Origin of the sequence: Cupriavidus sp. USMAHM13, assembly GCF_001854285.1 — a bacterium.
In the GTDB taxonomy this organism is placed as follows: domain Bacteria; phylum Pseudomonadota; class Gammaproteobacteria; order Burkholderiales; family Burkholderiaceae; genus Cupriavidus; species Cupriavidus malaysiensis.
This window is the reverse complement of the sequence record NZ_CP017751.1, coordinates 2,578,386-2,595,760: the sequence shown is the minus strand read 5'-3', so window position 1 is coordinate 2,595,760 and position 17,375 is coordinate 2,578,386. Positions and strand designations below refer to the sequence as shown.

11 protein-coding genes are annotated in these 17,375 nt (G+C 66.6%); 9 read left to right on the top strand and 2 right to left on the bottom strand.

Annotated elements, in window-relative coordinates; translation table 11 throughout:
* Positions 1–179 precede the first annotated feature (179 nt).
* The gene (locus BKK81_RS11355) at positions 180–767 is read left to right on the top strand and encodes a winged helix DNA-binding protein (RefSeq protein WP_071012904.1); all 588 of its coding nucleotides are present in this window, start codon (positions 180–182) and stop codon (positions 765–767) included.
* Between the two features lie 308 nt (positions 768–1,075).
* On the top strand, positions 1,076–5,122 hold the full coding sequence (gene purL, locus BKK81_RS11350; protein ID WP_071012902.1) for a phosphoribosylformylglycinamidine synthase: 4,047 nt from the start codon (positions 1,076–1,078) through the stop codon (positions 5,120–5,122).
* Between the two features lie 94 nt (positions 5,123–5,216).
* On the opposite strand, the gene BKK81_RS35995 is transcribed toward purL, so the two are convergent.
* Both BKK81_RS35995 and BKK81_RS11340 read right to left on the bottom strand, forming a co-directional pair.
* Positions 5,217–5,513 carry a helix-turn-helix transcriptional regulator gene (locus tag BKK81_RS35995; protein ID WP_197523912.1) on the bottom strand — a complete coding sequence of 99 codons (297 nt, stop codon included), beginning with the start codon at positions 5,511–5,513 and terminating at the stop codon, positions 5,217–5,219.
* 376 nt (positions 5,514–5,889) lie between these two features.
* Positions 5,890–6,270 carry a hypothetical protein gene (locus BKK81_RS11340; RefSeq protein ID WP_231907910.1) on the bottom strand — a complete coding sequence of 127 codons (381 nt, stop codon included), beginning with the start codon at positions 6,268–6,270 and terminating at the stop codon, positions 5,890–5,892.
* Between the two features lie 266 nt (positions 6,271–6,536).
* Between BKK81_RS11340 and BKK81_RS11335 the strand changes: the two genes are divergently transcribed.
* From BKK81_RS11335 to BKK81_RS11305, 7 genes are all read left to right on the top strand, one after another.
* Positions 6,537–7,127 (top strand): fimbrial protein, encoded by a 591-nt coding sequence (locus BKK81_RS11335; RefSeq protein WP_071012901.1) that lies wholly within the window; start codon positions 6,537–6,539, stop codon positions 7,125–7,127.
* 70 nt (positions 7,128–7,197) lie between these two features.
* Complete coding sequence (locus tag BKK81_RS11330; RefSeq protein ID WP_071012899.1) at positions 7,198–7,914, top strand: fimbrial biogenesis chaperone; 717 nt, start codon at positions 7,198–7,200, stop codon at positions 7,912–7,914.
* Positions 7,915–8,051: 137 nt separating this feature from the next.
* A complete protein-coding gene (locus tag BKK81_RS11325; RefSeq protein WP_071012897.1) occupies positions 8,052–10,574 on the top strand; it encodes a fimbria/pilus outer membrane usher protein in 2,523 nt (840 codons plus the stop codon).
* A 73-nt stretch (positions 10,575–10,647) separates the two neighbouring features.
* Positions 10,648–11,652 (top strand): fimbrial protein, encoded by a 1,005-nt coding sequence (locus BKK81_RS34230; RefSeq protein ID WP_197523911.1) that lies wholly within the window; start codon positions 10,648–10,650, stop codon positions 11,650–11,652.
* Between the two features lie 220 nt (positions 11,653–11,872).
* On the top strand, positions 11,873–12,931 hold the full coding sequence (locus BKK81_RS11315) for a fimbrial protein (RefSeq protein WP_083384071.1): 1,059 nt from the start codon (positions 11,873–11,875) through the stop codon (positions 12,929–12,931).
* A gap of 259 nt (positions 12,932–13,190) precedes the next feature.
* Positions 13,191–16,649 (top strand): hybrid sensor histidine kinase/response regulator, encoded by a 3,459-nt coding sequence (locus BKK81_RS11310; protein ID WP_071012894.1) that lies wholly within the window; start codon positions 13,191–13,193, stop codon positions 16,647–16,649.
* 96 nt (positions 16,650–16,745) lie between these two features.
* The gene (locus BKK81_RS11305; RefSeq protein ID WP_071012892.1) at positions 16,746–17,375 is read left to right on the top strand and encodes a response regulator transcription factor; all 630 of its coding nucleotides are present in this window, start codon (positions 16,746–16,748) and stop codon (positions 17,373–17,375) included.

Sequence of the window (17,375 nt, the reverse complement as noted above, 5' to 3'; positions counted from 1 at the left end):
CCACCCCCCAAGCCACCGTCAGCCTGCCACCGGTGCCGACGCCAGCGCCGCCACCAGTGTGCCGCCAGCGAGCCGCCGGCAGGCGGGTCCGGCCGGTGGTGCCGGCGGCAGTCCTTGTTTCCGCCTCGCGTGCCGGCATGGGCAGGCACGCCGCGCAGATCGCATTCAGGAGTATTTCGATGGCACGCAAGCCAGTCCAGGCCGACCCGGCCGCCGTCCCGGCCGTCACCCCGGAAGCGGCGCCCATCCCGCTGCAGCGCGCGGTGGGTCCCAACATCGTTTCCTCGGCCCACCTGGTCTCGGCGCGCAGCCCGGAACTGTCGGAGTTCGAGTTCGGCCTGAACACGGCCTACAACGCCTACAGCCGCTGGGTGGTGCGTTGCATGGGGGCGGCCGGTGTGCACGATCTGACCTTCCTCGACGTGCTGGTACTGCATCACGTCAACCACCGCGGCCGCGCCAAGCGGCTGGCCGACATCTGCTTCGTGCTGAACGTGGAGGACACCCATCTCGTCACCTACGCCCTGAAGAAGCTGCAGGGCCTTGGCCTGGTGGCGGGGGAGCGGGTCGGCAAGGAGGCCACCTATTCGACCACGCCTGCCGGTGCCGAGGCCTGCGCCCGCTACCGCGAGATCCGCGAGCAATGCCTGACCAGCAATATGACGCCTGGCAGTGCCGAGAACGCGGAGATCGGCGAACTGGCGCGCCTGCTGCGCGTGCTGACCGGCCTGTACGAGCAGGCAGCGCGCTCCGCGACCTCCTTGTAGCAGAGCGGGCCGGGCGGTAACGCCGCGCCGGCCGCGACCGGCGCGACGGACGCGCGCGGAGCAGGGTGCAGGCGGAGGCGCGCCACACGGGCCCGGGCAGCAGTCAGCACGGGCGCGGGACGTTCCCTGCACATCCCTTCTCTGCGGACGGCCCGGCAGGCGGATCCGGGCAGGTCTGGATGCGTCGCCGCACTGCGGGAAACGCCCCTCGCTAAGGTATAATTCCATGCTTTCGCTGCCGGACGCCCCACTCAGCGGCGCCCGCCGGCTGCAGTCCACTCCTCCTACGCCTCCCGACCGCTCAGATCATGGCGCATTTCTCGTGCTTCCCCGGCGCTTTGGCGCTTTCCGCCTTCCGCCAGCAACGCCTGCTCACGGCCCTCAAGCAGATCGACGCCGACATCGAATCGGTGCACGGCCAATTCGTGCATTTCGTCGACAGCAACGCGCCGCTCTCGGCCGAAGACCAAAGCCGCATCGCAGCGCTGCTCACTTACGGCGCACCGTTCGCCGCGCAGCCCGAGGGTGACCGCTTCGTCGTGATTCCGCGTTTCGGCACCATCTCGCCCTGGGCCAGCAAGGCTACCGATATCGCGCACAACTGCGGCCTGACGCACGTGCACCGCATCGAGCGCGGCATCGAGATCACGGTGGTCTGCAAGAAGGGGCTGCTGCGCGGCCGCAAGGCGCTGGACGCCGGCACGCGCGCGGCTGTCGCCGCCCACCTGTTCGACCGCATGACCGAGACCGTGGTGGCCACGCGGGAGGAGGCCGCCGGCCTGTTCGAGGAACTGCCGGCCAAGCCGCTGCGCTTCATCGACATCGCGGGCGGCCGCCCGGCACTGGCGCAGGCCAACGTGGAAATGGGCCTGGCGCTGTCGGAAGATGAGATCGACTACCTGATCGACGCCTACGCCAAGCTCGGCCGCAACCCGACCGACGTCGAACTGATGATGTTCGCGCAGGCCAATAGCGAGCACTGCCGGCACAAGATCTTCAACGCCACCTGGACCATCGACGGCGTGCAGCAGGACAAGTCGCTGTTCGCCATGATCCGCAACACGCACCAGCTCAATCCGCAGGGCTCGATCGTGGCCTACTCGGACAACTCGGCGGTGATGGAAGGTGACGTGGCCGAGCGCTGGTTCCCGCGCGGCGAGGGCCAGCAGTACGGCCGTCACCAGGCGCTCACGCACACCTTGATGAAGGTGGAGACGCACAACCACCCGACCGCCATCTCCCCGTTCCCGGGCGCCTCCACCGGCGCCGGCGGCGAGATCCGCGACGAGGGCGCGACCGGCCGCGGCGCCAAGCCCAAGGCCGGCCTGACCGGCTTCACCGTGTCCAACCTGATGCTGCCGGATGCGCTCGAGGCGTGGGAGAACGACCGCGACGCGGCCCAGCCGCTGGCGCATCGTAATCCGGACGACAAGCCGGGCGTGACCGGCAAGCCCGAGCGCATCGCCTCGCCGCTGCAGATCATGATCGACGGCCCGCTCGGCGGCGCCGCCTTCAACAATGAATTCGGCCGTGCCAACCTGGGCGGCTACTTCCGCGTCTACGAGCAGAACGTGGGCGGCACGGTGCGCGGCTACCACAAGCCCATCATGATCGCCGGCGGCATCGGCAACATCGACGCCAGCCACACGCACAAGGATGGCGTGCCGGCCGGCTCGCTGCTGATCCAGCTCGGCGGCCCCGGCATGCGTATCGGCATGGGCGGCGGCGCGGCCAGCTCGATGGCCACCGGCACCAATACCGCCGACCTGGACTTCGACTCCGTGCAGCGCGGCAACCCCGAGATGGAGCGCCGCGCGCAGGAAGTCATCAATGCCTGCTGGCAGCTCGGCGACGCCAACCCCATCCTGTCGATCCACGACGTGGGTGCCGGCGGTATCTCCAACGCCTTCCCCGAGATCGTCGACGGTGCCGGCCGCGGCGCACGCTTCGACCTGCGCCAGGTGCACCTGGAAGAGTCGGGCATGAGCCCGGCCGAGATCTGGTGCAACGAGTCGCAGGAGCGCTACGTGCTGGCCATCGCGCCGGATTCGCTGCCGCTGTTCCAGGCCATGTGCGAACGCGAGCGCTCGCCCTTCGCCGTGGTCGGCGTGGCCACCGAGGAAAAGCAGCTGCAGCTGGTAGATTCCAGCGTGGACGCCGCCCTCAAGGATCACTACGCCGTCGACATGCCGATGGACGTGCTGCTGGGCAAGCCGCCGCGCATGCACCGCGACGTCACCCACGTCGAGCAGGCGCTGCCGCCGGTCGACGTCACCGGCGTGGCGCTGGAGCAGGCCGTGCGCGACGTGCTGCGCCATCCCACCGTGGCCAGCAAGTCCTTCCTGATCACCATCGGCGACCGCACCGTGGGCGGCATGAACGCGCGCGACCAGTTCGTCGGCCCGTGGCAGGTGCCGGTGGCCGACGTGGCCGTGACCACGCTCGACTACAAGGGCCGCGCCGGCGAGGCCATGACCATGGGCGAGCGCACCCCGCTGGCCGTGATCGACGCGCCCGCCTCGGGCCGCATGGCCATCGGCGAGGCGCTGACCAACCTGGCCGCCGCCTCCGTCAAGGACCTGGGCAAGGTCAAGCTGTCGGCCAACTGGATGGCAGCCTGCGGCGTGGCCGGCGAGGACGCCAAGCTGTACGACACCGTCAAGGCGGTGGGCATGGACCTGTGCCCGGCACTGGGCATCAGCATCCCGGTGGGCAAGGATTCCCTGTCGATGCGCACCAAGTGGCAGGACGAGGGCGTGGACAAGGAAGTGGTGGCGCCGGTGTCGCTGATCATCTCGGCCTTCGCCGCCGTCGATGACACCGACCGCACGCTGACCCCGCAACTGCGCACCGACCAGGGCGAGACGGTGCTGATCGCCATCGACCTGGGCCGCGGCAAGAACCGCATGGGCGGCAGCATCCTGGCGCAGGTGACGCAGCAGGTCGGCGACAGCGCGCCGGACGTGGACAGCGCCGAAGACCTGAAGCAGTTCTTCAACGTGATCCAGCGCCTGAACCGCGAAGGCAAGCTGCTGGCCTACCACGACCGTTCCGATGGCGGCTTCCTGGCCACGCTGGCCGAGATGGCCTTCGCCGGCCACACCGGCGTGTCGCTCAATGTCGACATGCTGACGCTGGAGCCGGGCCAGGAACAGGACTACGGCGATGCCAAGAACTGGGCCCAGCAGATCGCCGAGCGCCGCAACGACCAGACCCTGCGCGCGCTGTTCTCGGAAGAACTGGGCGCGGTGATCCAGGTGCGCCGCGACGAGCGCGACGCGGTCTTCGCCGTGCTGCGCGAGGCGGGCCTGTCGGCCTGCAGCCATGTGGTCGGCAAGCCCAACACGAGCGACCAGTTCGAGATCTTCCGCGACGCCAAGAAGGTCTACAGCGCGCCGCGCAGCGAACTGCAGCGCAACTGGAGCGAAGTGAGCTGGCGCATCGCGCGCCTGCGCGACAACCCGGCCTGCGCCGACAGCGAATACGAACGCGTGCTCGACGCCGCCGACCCCGGCATCTCGCCCGTGCTGACGTTCGATCCGGCCGAAGACATCGCCGCGCCCTTCATCGCCAGCGGCGCGCGTCCGCGCGTGGCCATCCTGCGCGAACAGGGCGTGAACTCGCAGATCGAGATGGCGTACAGCATGGACCGCGCCGGCTTCGACACCTACGACGTGCACATGAGCGACCTGATCGCCGGCCGCGCCAAGCTGTCCGATTTCACCGGCTTCGTGGCCTGCGGCGGCTTCAGCTACGGCGACGTGCTGGGCGCGGGCGAGGGCTGGGCCAAGACCATCCTGTTCAACGCGCAGATGGCGGAGCAGTTCGCCGCCTTCTTCAACCGCCAGGACACCTTCGCGCTGGGTGTGTGCAACGGCTGCCAGATGATGAGCAACCTGGCCCCGATCATTCCGGGCGCCGGTGCCTGGCCCAAGTTCACGCGCAACCAGTCCGAGCAGTACGAAGCGCGCTTCGTCACCGTGGAAGTGCAGTCCTCGCCGTCGATCTTCTTCGCCGGCATGGAAGGCAGCCGCATCCCCATCGTGGTGGCGCACGGCGAGGGTTTCGCCGACTTCTCGCAACAGGGCGACCAGGGCAAGGTCGACGTGGCGCTGCGCTTCGTCGACAACCGCGGCGCGGTCACCCAGACCTATCCGCTCAACCCGAACGGCTCGCCGGACGGCATCACCTCGGTGACCACCACCGACGGCCGCTTCACCGTGCTGATGCCGCACCCCGAGCGCGTCTTCCGCGCCGCCACCATGAGCTGGGCGCCGGACGCCTGGAAGCAGGTGGCCGACGGCGGCAGCCCGTGGATGCGCATGTTCCGCAACGCGCGCAAGTGGGTGGGGTAAGACAGTAGCGGCAGCTGGCAGCTGGCAGCTGGCAGCTGTTGCGATTGCTGTTGGTATGACGCGGCGCCTTGATGGCGCCGCGTTGCCTTGAGGCTCAGGCCGCGTGCTTCAGCGGATGGACGTGCAACTCACCACGCCTTTGCTCGACGAGCCAGAGGTCATAGGCGGCTTGGTGCGCGAGCCAGGATTCGGCGCTCTTGCCGAACGCGATTTCCAGGCGCACGGCCATTTCCGGGCTGACTGCGGGCACCTGCATGCGCTGCTGCAGGCCATCGCAGAATTGAGCGATGGCGATGCGGTGATTTCCGGCCTGGCCCTGGAACTGTCCGGGCGCATGCATGGCACGGGTGGCGCTCTGCAGGCGCGGGTGCGTATCGGCTGAGGCAGCCAAGGGCAGCACGTTCCGCGGCGGCCCGGCAGGCCGCCGCCCAGTGTTTCATCAGGGTCGCCCACCCATGGCCGCCGCCCATGCCAGCGTCGGCATCCCTGCCATGGTTGAAAGAAGCCCGGGAGCGCCGCGGAGACTGGATTCGATGTATTAATGGATATTCATTTAGAATCCGTTTTTTCCGATGCGGATTCTGATGCCTCGATCTCTCGGATGGCGGCCGGATTATCATGTCTCCCCCGTTGGACAAGGTCTTCCTTTCCCAATTAGGGTACGTGGTGGCGGCGAGGAGTGCGGTGAAAGTGCTGGGTGAAGCGCTGGAAAATACCCTTCCGATAAATCCGTGCCGCGAGGTGTGGCTGCCGACGGCGTGGCGGGCTCAGCCGGCGCGGAACTGCAGGCTCCATGGCTGATAGAGGCAGCGCAGCGCACGCTTGGCGCCGATCACGCCGGCCGCCGCGGGCGCACGCCCGACGACCTGCAAGGTGGCCCAGCCCAGCCGTGCCACCTTGGCCTCGCCATAGCGATCGCGCGCCGGCAGCTGCCCGCGCCACGCCTTGCGGCCGGCCTGCAGTTGCGGCGGAATGGCTGTCGCCAGGGCGCAGTAGCCCCATCCGGCCGATTGCAGGCGCCAGATCTGCCAGGGCTTGCGCCGTGGCAGTGCCTGCGTGCCATCGCCGTGTGCGTCGACGGCGGTGCTTGGGCGTTCGGACCGCCGTGGGGCGGCTGGGCGTGGGGTGGCTGCGAAGAGAGAGCGCAAAGGCTTTCGCATATTCAGAACATTCATAGGTTGGTGGAGTCGTTTCCCGCTGGGGAGTGGCCAGGATTAATCCATACTATACCCCAGGTTGGCGTCATGCTTTCTCTCAAATGGTGTCGGGGGGGCGGAAAGGGTGGGGTCTGACCATAATCGGATTTTTCTGATCCAATCTTAGGATTCGGCTGCTTTATCGGAATGTGCTTCGGTCGAGATAATGGGGTCCTCTTTCGAGAGAACCTCACTACCAACCTTCACAGGAGCACAATATGTCCAAGCAGATCCGCATGGCCCTCATCGCCGCCGCCGCCACCGCCGCCACCTTTGGCGCCAGCTCGGCCATGGCCGCCGACGGCACCATCAACTTCACCGGCAGCATCATCGCCGCCTCTTGCAGCCTCGTCGGCGGCAGCGGCACCAACGTGGGCGGCAGCCAGGGCAATCAGACCATCGACGTCAAGCTCGGCAAGGTCACCACTGACTCGCTGGGTGGCACCGCGGGCGGCAACATCATCGCCGGCACCGCGATCAACCTCGACCTGAACTGCGACAACTCGGCCACAGGCCTGAACACGGTCAAGGTCCGCTTCGACCCGGTCTCCGGCTCGGGTATCGACAAGCACAACAACAAGCTGCTCGCCATCACCGGCCCGGCCACCGGCGTGGGCATCGGCCTGTACAACGGCAAGAACGAGCTGCTGGACCTGAGCGGCAACAGCGTGATCGAGGGTGATCTGGTCAAGGACGGCGACAAGTACACGGCAAAGCTGGCCCTGCGCGCGGGCTACGTGAAGAACGGCGACGCCATCGGCCCCGGCGACGCCAACGGCACGCTGCCCTTCACGCTGACCTACGAGTAATCCCCCCCAACCCTCCGGGCTGAGCGGGGGGCTCCGGCCTCCCGCCCGTCCGGGCATCACGGAATCCAATATGAAACGCTCTCACATTGCTGGGCTGGCCCTGGCCGGTTCTCTGGGGCTGGCTTCGGGCGCGTCGCTCGCCGGCATCACGCTCGACGGTACCCGCGTCGTGCTGGCCGCGCCGAGCAAGGAGGCGTCGGTGCTGGTCCGTAACCGTGCGGCGGCGGACGTCATGATCCAGGCCTGGATCGACGGCGCCGACGACAAGGCGGACGTGCCGTTCGCCATCACGCCGACGCTTGGCCGCCTGGGTGCGGAGAAACAGCAGACGCTTCGCATTCTTTACTACGGCCAAGGGCTTCCCACCGACCGTGAATCGGTCTTCTGGGTCAACGTGCAGGAGATCCCGCAGAAGCCCAAGGACGAGAACACGCTGCAGATCGCGCTGCGCCAGCGCATCAAGCTCTTCTACCGGCCTGCCGGCCTGCCCGGCGATGTGGCCAAGGCCCCCGCGCAACTGCGCTGGCGCCTGGTTCCGCACGATGGCAAGGCGCAGCTGGAGGTGAGCAATCCCACCGCATTCCACGTCTCGCTGGCCGGGGTCAAGCTGCACAGCGGCGGCCGTGACTACGAGGCCGCACCTGAAATGGTGCCGCCGGCCGGAACGCGCCGGTTCGAAGTGAAGGGCCTGCCGGCGGGCGCCGCCAACGCGGACGCCAAGGTTCGCTTCGACACCATCAACGACTACGGCGCCATCCAGTCGCACGAAGGCGCCACCGGCAACTGAGGCTGTCGCCTCACAGCCGCCGCCTAACACGCCGCTTCCCCTTGATCTCCGCCACCCCCGTTCATGGATGGGGGGAGAGGGCGCTTTGCGCCCGCCCGCGGAACGGGCTGGGAAGCGAATCACAAGAGAAAACGGTTATGGTCATCGTCAGGAAGGAAGTCATCAGGCAGTCCAGTGAACTCGGCAACGTCGCGCAGATCAGCGTGCCTTGGCTGGTTATGCTCGGGCTGGTGCTGCCCTCCGCGGGCCATGCCGTGGAATTCAACGAGTCCTTCCTGCGCAAGGGTGATGGACCGGTCGCGCTGCACTATTTCGAGAAGGGCAACGCGGTGCTGCCCGGCAGCTACGACGTCGACGTCTACCTGAACCAGTCGCTGACCCGGCGCCACACTGTGCAGTTCAATCCGGATGCCGAAGGCCTGGTCCGGCCCGCCATCCCGCTCGGGCTGCTGCGCGCGATCGGTGTCGACGTGGCCAAGCTGGCGAAGGAGGGCCGCATCCCCGCTGGCACCGATGACAACGCTGCCGTTGACCTGTCCGCGCTGGCGGACGGCGCGGCGGTGGATTTCGAGGCGAACACGCTCTCGCTTTTCCTGAGCATTCCGCAGGCCTATGTGCTGCGCACCGCGCGCGGCTACGTGGATCCGTCGCTGTGGGATGACGGCGTGCCGGCCCTCTACACGGATTACCAGGCCACCTACAGCCGCAATGACGGCAACGGCCAGCACAGCGACTACTATTACCTCGGCCTGCGCAGCGGCTTCAATATCGGCGGCTGGCGCTTCCGCAACGAATCCTCGTTGTCGGGCTCCTCCGAGACGGGCAGCCGCTTCTCCAGCAACCGCACCTACGTGGAGCGGAATTTCGCCAGCCTGCGCGGCAAGGCGTCGGCGGGCGAACTGTACACGCCGGGCGACATCTTCGAGAGCGTGCGCTTCCTGGGCGGGCAGATCGGCACCGACCTGGCCATGCTGCCAGACGGCGAGATGGGCTTCGCACCGACCGTGCGCGGCATCGCCGAGAGCAATGCCGTGGTCGAGGTGCGCCAGAACGGCTACGTCATCTATTCGACGGCGGTGCCGCCCGGCGCGTTCGAGATCAATGACATCTATCCGAGCGGCTCCAACGGCGACCTCGAGATCCGTATCACCGAGGCCGACGGACGCGTGCGCCGCTTTACGCAGCCGTACTCTTACCTGCCGGTGATGGTGCGCCACGGCAGCCTGCGCTATGCGCTGGCCGGCGGCCAGTACCGCGGCGAAGGTTCGTCGCGCCCGAAGTTCCTGCAGGGCACCATGGTCTACGGCGTGTCCGAAGACTGGACGGCCTATGGCGGCATCCAGGCGTCGCAAGACTACGCGGCGGCCAACCTCGGCGTGGGCGTGAACACCCGTATCGGCGGTGTGTCGCTGGACGTGACGCACAGCCGCTCGCGCACGCCCAACGGCACCCGGCAGGGGCAGAGCGTCCGCTTCCTGTATTCGAAGACGGTCAATCCCACCAACACCACCTTCACCATGGTGGGCTACCGCTATTCCACGGACGGCTACCGTACCTTCAGCCAGCACGTGGACGAGACCGACCGCCCCGACGGGCAGGGCTTCCGCCGGCAGAAGAGCCGGGTGGACGTCAATATCAGCCAGCCGCTGTCGAGCGGCTCGCTGTACCTCGGCGTGGGCGACACCAGCTACTGGAGCGGCGACGGCCGCAGCCGGCGCGTGCAGCTCGGCTACAGCAGCAGCTACAAGGACATCAGCTACAGCCTGTCGGTGTCGCATACGCGGGACTCGGGCCTGGCCGCCCGGCCCGAAACGCAGTTCAGCGTGTCGCTCAGCATTCCGCTGGGCAAGGTGGGGCGAACGCATCGGGCCTACGCCAACGCGGTGTCGTCGGTGCGCGGCGACTACAACCTGCAGTCCGGCGTGACGGGCTATCTGAACGATGCCAATACCGTCAACTATGGCGTGCAGGCCGGCTACAGCCGCGACGGCGGCGGTTCGGGCGGCGTCAGCCTGGGTTGGGATACGCCCACGGCCAAGCTGAGCGGCAACGCCAGCCAGAACCGCTTCGGCAGCCACGTCGATGCGAGCGCCTCGGGCTCCGTGGTGTTGCACGGCGGCGGCGTGACACTGGGCCAGCCGCTGGGCGAGACCTTTGCCGTGGTCGAGGTGCCGAAGGTGGCCGGCGTGTCGATGAGCAATTCGCCGTCGGTCCGCACCGACCGCAGCGGCTATGCCGTGGTGCCCTATCTGCAGCCCTATCGCGTGAACTGGCTCAACGTCGATCCGTCCAGCACCGGCGTCGAGACCGAGATCACCGAGAACTCCAAGATGGTGGTGCCCACCCGCGGCGCCGTGGTCAAGACGCGCTTCGAGGCCGAGACGGGCCGCCGCGTGCAGTTCGAGCTGAGCCTGGACCAGGCCGGCAAGGTGCCGTTCGGCGCCCACGCCTATGACGCCAAGGGCAGGCCGCTCGGCATGGTGGACAGCCAGTCGCGCCTGCTGGTGTTCGGTATCGAGGACAAGGGCAACATCGACGTGCGCTGGGGTGACGAGCAGTGCACGATCGGCTACGCGTTGAAGCCGCAGAACAAGGCGCTGATGTATGAGCGCCAGGTAGCGAGCTGTGTCCGCGGCGCGATGGTCACCACCGTCAAGTGATCGCCATCCGGGCCGCGCATCGTGCGGTCCGGGCCTGCGGCGAGCGGGACGATCGGAAAACAAGGAGTCAAGTATGAACAAGGGAAAAATAAAACTCATCGGGGTCGCGATCCTGGCTCTTCTGTCCAGCTATGCGAATGCAAAATGCACGGTCAAGACCGATGCCGGCAAAGAGGTGGACTATCTTGTCGTCACGCTGCCGAAATTCTCTCCGCCTCCATTTGATCCCAATGTCAAGGAGGGAGCGGTGATCTTCACGTCGTCGGGGACCTCGACCGGATCGGGCGGGAGGGCGTATTGCGATTCAACCGTTGGTCTCGTCGGGTATTTCGGCTCGACAAGCCCCGCCCCCGGAAAGTACAACACCTATCCCACGCCAGTTGCCGGAGTAGGGGTTCGCATAAGAGGGGGTATCAATACGACTGAGTGGTGGCCGCAATCGACTAGCGGGACCGGTACTGACTATGGGCTGGCCGCAGGGACGGAATTTACGATCGAGCTCGTAAAGACTGGCGATATCACGGCGGCTGGCATTTTGAGCGGGGAGATTGGTATGACCTATATCGTCATGCATGAAAAGCAGATCCGCTCCATTGTGACGAATGGCTCGATCAATATCGTTCCGAAAGTTCCGACCTGCAATGTGTTGACCCCGAAAGTGGGAGTTGAGCTGGGGAAGGCAACAACCAGCGAGCTGAAGAGCGTCGGCGCAACGTCTTCACCGAAATCCTTCGAGGTGCGCCTCCAATGCTCTGGTGGCAACCCGGGCACGTCGACGAAGATGTACATGACGCTGACGGACTCGGCGAACCCCGCGAATGAAACCGATACGCTCTCGCTGGCATCCGGCTCGCAAGCCAAAGGCTTCGGCATTCAGGTCCTGCGGGCCTCGGATGACACGCTGGTCAGTTACGGCCCGGACTCTGCGGCGGCAGGCAATACCAATCAATGGAAGGTCGGCAGCTTCGGCAATGTCAACGTGACCATTCCTTTCAAGGCTCGCTATGTGCGAACGTCCTCCTCCATCGTGCCAGGCACGGCGAATGGCACTGCCACGTTCACCATGAGCTATCAATGAGCGGGCGGGTTTCCGGTTGCTGAAAGCTGGATCGCATTGGGCACTGGAGCGGCATTGCTGCACGCTGGGGTGACAGGGTCATGTCCGGTCGGATGCGGGGAATGGGAGGCTGGCATACGCGCGACAAGCGATGAGCCGTGTACGCGGCGGGACGGTCGGTAGCATCAGCGCGGGCGTTATGCGGTGCGTGTTTTTGATTGGCGCTGCTTAGGGGTAAGGGATGGCAACAAGAATATTATTGTTTCTTATATTTTCTGCGTTTTCACTTTCCTCTCATGCGGCGGAGATCTGCTGGTCGGTGAGCGGTAGCCCGACCATATCATTTCCTGCGCAAACGGTTTCCGGTGCGGAGGATGCCATGGCCCCGGGGATGGCGGTGTCTTCCGGCGCCACTAACAATTCTTTCAGCTACTCGATATTTCAGATCAATGAAAGCCTGACCTGCAATGATAGGTCGGGAGTCAATGGGTCGATCGTCATTCCTGAGACGGTTAAAAAATCCACTGTCACTTATACGCAGAATGGCGTGGAGCATGCCGTCTGGGAGACTAGCGTGCCGGGTATCGGGATCGCCATGGCGGCCAGGTTGAGCAATACGGCTGATTGGGTCCCGATCAAATCCGCGGAGCAGGATATCGGCTCGCTGAGTTATCCAACGAGCGGGATTTTCTATATAGGTTTGCAGCTCAGGGCAACTTTGGTTTTCACGGGGCGTGTGAAGTCCGGGAGCTATAGCTTCACCATGAGTCCGGTTAATTATATCAGGCAGAAATCGAACTCAAAGGCCATTCTGACGACGACTTTGGGAGTGAAAGGGAACGCTACCGTCAAGGCCGGTTCATGCAAGCTGACCAGCGGTGCGAAGCAGACCGTTTTGCTGCCAAAGGTGTCGGCTCACAGCTTGAATCAGCAGGGGGGCGAGTCAGCAGAATCCTCTGCCCCGTTCTCGCTGGGATTGCAGTGCGATCCGGGCGTCAAGGTCCACGCGACGATGACGGACGCATCGAATCCCCTGAACACAAGCGATACGCTCGGCCTTGGCAAGGGTTCGACGGCGGGCGGTGTCGGTCTCCGGATCTATCGCGAGAAGGAAACGGCGCCGGTCAGCTACGGGCCGGACTCGTCGGCGAAAGGGAATTCCAATCAATGGTACGTCGATACGGCAGGGGCGAATGGAGCGGTCGGGCTTTCCTTTGTGGCCAGGTACGCCAAGACCGGGCCGACGGTCACGCCGGGTTCGGTTGAGGCGCAGAGCACGATCACGTTTTCCTATCAGTAGCGAGTAGCGAGTAGCGAGTAGCGGTTGCGGCCTTGGTGCCCACCGCTTCGCCGTCGCCAAGTCCGTGCCGACCCAAGGCGAACACAAGCACCGCGTCGTTCCACCCCTGCCGTTCCGGCGTTCCCAGGCCATGCCCACTTGTCGCGACAAGTGGCGCTCAAGGCTACAATCCCGCTGACGGTGGTACGAACCCGGAGACAGAGGCCGGCAGACCTGCTGCGTGCCGCCCTTCAAAAGCGAATGCTTGCGGTCGGCGCCAATGGAAAACACTCGAAGTTCGAAAGTCCAGAAACTGGCGCAGAGTACGCTGCGCCTGAATGTCGGCCTGCTGGCCATCATCCTGCTGGCCGCCTTTTTTCTAGGCACCACCTACTGGGGCGTAATGCGCGTGCTCCGGATCGAGCAGACGAAGGCCTCTTTCCACTTCGCGCGGCTGGTCGGAACGATCCAGGAACACGAGCGCTTCCTGCTGCAGTTCATCCGCGCGACCGAACCGGCGACCAAGCTGCCGTCACCGAACGCGATGGACGTGCCTATCCAGCAGCGTGCCGAACTGGCCACGCTGAAGACCATGCCGCGCGGGGAGGTGGATATCTACGAGGGGCAGCAGTTCGCCTTCTCACCGTTGTTCGCTCTGGTCTTGCCAGGCGGTCAGGCGATGCCGGTGCCCGAAGCGCGCGAGCGCCAGCTCAGGCTGGGGGTGATGGCGGGCAGCTTCTACAGCAGTTTCTGGAGCCACTCGCGCTATGTGGCGCCGCAGATGCTGCTGTTCGATCTGGATAGTGTGGCAGGCCTGGCCTTGCCTTCGATCGAGGCCAGGCCGGACCTGCCGGTCGGAACGCGCCAGGGCTTGGTGCGTGTGCTCGACAGCGCCCGCGGGCAAGTGCGCCAGGACCCTCCGCCGCCCGGCGTATTGAAGGTGCGTTGGCAAGTCGGCACCGGCTATTTCGGTGGGAACGAGCCGGAACTGCTGGCCTACATTTATGACAGCGTGCCGGACGCGCTATGGTGGCAGCAGGCCGCGCCGCGGCGCGTGACAGTGGCCACCGTGTTGGAGCTCGACGGCATCCTCGGCGAACGGGGTCTGCAATACACGCCATCCTTCGACCTGCTGAGCCCGGATGGCCACGCGCTGCTGGGCTCCCGGGAAGGGGGCGATCAGTACGAGGATGGGGTTCACCTGACCGCAGGCGGGCTGGTGATCAAGTGCGGCGACAATGGGGAGCCGGGCTGGCAGGCCGTCTACCACATCTCCTACGGCAAACTTTTCCGAGAAGAGCGCGGGATCATCCTTGCGCTGGCGCTGTCCCTGCTGGCCATCTTCGGCTCGGGTTGGGCGCTGTTGCGCTGGTATCGCCGGCGCGTGGTGGCGCCGGCCAGCGAAGCGCATCGCGCGCTGCAGGAGAGTCACGCCTTCAATCGCGCCATCTTCGCGACGGCGCCCGTCGCGCTGTGCGTGCTCGACCAGGACGGGCGCGAGGTCATCATCCAGAACGCGCTGGCCCAGGCATGGCTGGGCGGCCCCGAGGCCGTCGCGCCGCTGGTGCGCGATTGGCATTGGTCCGAGGCCGGGCGGCTGGTGCCCGGCGAGGCTTGCGTGGTGGCCGGCGGGCTATCGCTGCATGCACGCTGGGCGCCGGCGCAGTATGGCGGCGCCAGTGTGCTGCTCTGCGCGTTCAACGACATCAGTGCCCACCGCGAGGCGCTGTCGGCGCTGCGCGGGGCGCGCGCCGCGGCGGACGAGGCCAATGCGGCCAAGAGCCGTTTCCTGGCCACCATGAGCCATGAGATCCGCACGCCGCTGTACGGCGTGGTCAGCACGCTGGAACTGCTCGGCCTGACCCCGCTCGATGCGCGCCAGCAGGGCTATCTGCACACCATCCGCAGTTCCTCCGACGTCTTGCTGCAATTGATCAGCGACATCCTCGACGTTTCCAAGATCGAAGCGGGCCAGATGCCGCTGGAAGCCGAGGCCTTCGACCCGCAGGCACTGACCGAGGACATCCTGCGCAGCTACGCGGCGCGTGCGCAGGAGAAGGGCCTGCAGTTCTACGCTTGCCTGGACGCCGACGTGCCGCAGTCGGTGGTCGGCGACGGCATGCGCATCCGGCAGGTCCTTGCCAATCTTGTCAGCAATGCCATCAAGTTCACCGGCGCCGGCCGCGTCGCCGTGACCCTGCGGCGCGAGCGGGAGGCAGACGACGGCGTGGTGCGCCTGCGCTGGGAAGTGGTCGATACCGGCAGCGGCTTGTCGAAGGCCCAGCAGGAGCGGTTGTTCGAGCCCTTCTATCAGGCTGACAACCAGGCCGATGCCCGCCTCGATGGCCGCGGCAAGGATCGGCCCGCCACCCCTGCCCCGATCGGCGGAACCGGGCTGGGCTTGTCGATCTGCCGCCGCCTGAGCGACCTGATGGGGGGCACGCTGGAGGTGGTCAGCGTGCCCGGCGTGGGGAGCCAGTTTGCCTTCACGGTGCCGCTGGCCGCCGTGCCGCGTTTGCCGGCGCAGCCGGACGCCGCCGTGGCCGTGGCAGCGCGGCCTGTCTGCGTGCGCTCGCCTGCGCCGGATCTGACCGCCAGCCTTTGCCGCTGGCTGGTCTCGCTCGGCTGGGACGCGCATGCGCTGGCGGCAGATGGCGTGCCGGAGCAAGCACCGGGCGAGGGCGGCGCGGACACCGGGAACGCGCTCTTGCTCGACGTGCTGCCGGCGTGGCTGGCGCCGCTGCCCTGGGCCGGAGCGCGCGTGACGGCGCGGCACGACGCGGCCTTGCGGCCCGAGTCCGTCGCGGGCGGCTGGCAAGTCAACCTGCATAGCCGCGCGGGCATCCTGCAGGCCCTGGCGGCGGCGGCCGGGCTGGACCCGGGCCTCCTTCCCGCGGCCGGCGGTGACGATGCCGCGACGCAGCGGCCGCCGCTGGGGCTGCGAGTGCTGGCGGCCGAGGACAACCCGATCAACCGGACCCTGCTGAAGGAGCAGCTCGAGGCACTCGGCTGCACGGTGACGGTGGCGGCCGACGGCGAGGCGGCACTGCGCTGCGCGCAGACGGGGCAATTCGACGTGGTGCTGACCGACGTCAATATGCCGGTGATGGATGGTTATGCGCTGACGCGCGCCCTGCGCGCGCGCGGTGCCTCGCTGCCCATCCTCGGCGTGACCGCCAACGCCATGCGCGACGAAGGCGAGCGCTGCCTGGCCGCCGGCATGGACGCGTGGATGACCAAGCCGATCAGCCTGCTGACGCTCTATGAGCGGCTGCACGCAGCGGCGAAGGCCGCTGGTGCGGCGGTGGCGGCAGCAGGGACAGTGGGGGGGGCAGCGGCAGTCGGGGCAATGGAGTCCGTTGCGGTGGCCGATGGGGCCGATGGGGCCGATGGGGCCGATGGGGCCGATGTGGCCGATGCGGCAGGAGCGGTAGCGGATGACGCCCTGGACGTGCCCGCCCCCTTGCGCCAGCTGTTCCTGTCCACCATGGCGGAGGACCTGGCCGCCACGCGGGCCGCGCTCGCCAAGGGCGATGCCGTGCTGTTGCGCCAGCTGCTGCATCGCATGCGCGGCGCACTGTCGGTAGCGCGTGGGGCTGACCTCGTGACTGCCTGCCGCGAGCAAGAAACGGCCTTGGCCGAGGGGCGCACGCTGGCCGGCGATGCGCCGCTGCAGGCCTTGCTCGACAGGATAGAGTCCGCCGTCGGTCGGGTGCAGGGCGGCGCACGCCTGTGCTAAGCTTTTTCTCTATACATAGTTAGAAAGATCGGCATATGCCCGCAGGAAATTCCTATTCTGCGGAGCCCTGCCGCCCGCCGCCCAGGAATCCTAGACATGAGCCGAATCATCGTCGTCGATGATCACCCGCTGATCCATCTTGCCGTGCGCCTGATGCTGGAGAAGGAAGGCCACGAGATCGTCGCCGAATGCGACAGCGGCACGGCTTGCATCCAGGCGGTGCGCGAGCACCAGCCCGATCTGCTCATCCTGGACTTGTCCATCCCCAAGATGGACGGCTTCGCCGTGATCGCCCACCTGAAGTCCGCGGGCCTGCGCGTCAAGGTTCTGATCCTGACCTCGAGCGATTCGCGCAATTTCGCCATGCGCTGCCTGCAGGCCGGCGCCGCCGGCTTCGTCTGCAAGGACGACAATCTGGACGAACTGGTGGGCGCCGTGCGGGCCGTGCTGTCCGGCTATACCTATTTCCCCGAGGACGCGCTGATCGCTTTGCAGGAGAACGCCAAGGCGGCCAGCGAGGAACAGGTGCAGGTGGCCGCGCTGACCGACCGCGAGCTGTCGGTGCTGCGGCTGCTGGCGCGCGGCTTGGGCAACCAGGAGATTGCCAGGGACCTGCTGATCAGCCACAAGACGGTGAGCACCTACCGGGTGAGGCTGATGCAGAAGCTCAACGTATCGAACCTGGTCGCGCTGGTGGAGCTGGCCAAGCGCAACGGCGTGGCCTGA